The 276-nt window shown below is 37.7% G+C and carries 1 pseudogene; it reads right to left on the bottom strand.

The features are described from left to right. Nucleotides 1-221: pseudogene (locus tag P20495_RS20740) on the bottom strand (IS30 family transposase); the annotation flags it as partial. Nucleotides 222-276: the final 55 nt, after the last annotated feature.

Genomic DNA, 276 nt, shown 5'->3' with positions numbered 1-276 from the left:
CCTCTTGATATATTTTCTCGCTCTTCTAAAGAAAGAAACGATAATCGACGCTTTCGTTGCACTGGCGATATTCCACCTTTTAGTTTAAGTACTCCGAATATAGAACCAGCATGTCTATCAAGCGTCAAACCTATTTCGCTAAGCGTTTTACCTTCACGCCATAAGAACCATGCTTTCAGCTTTTCAATATCACTTAAACCACGTTTTGATAAGTCAGTCATAACCACCTAATTAATAATCAATTATAAGGTGTTGCACTGACCACTTGATATCACC

Source organism: Pseudoalteromonas sp. BSi20495, assembly GCF_000241185.1.
GTDB lineage: Bacteria > Pseudomonadota > Gammaproteobacteria > Enterobacterales > Alteromonadaceae > Pseudoalteromonas > Pseudoalteromonas fuliginea.
The sequence above is the reverse complement of the archived record's forward strand: the minus strand, read 5'-3'. Positions and strand labels throughout refer to the sequence as shown.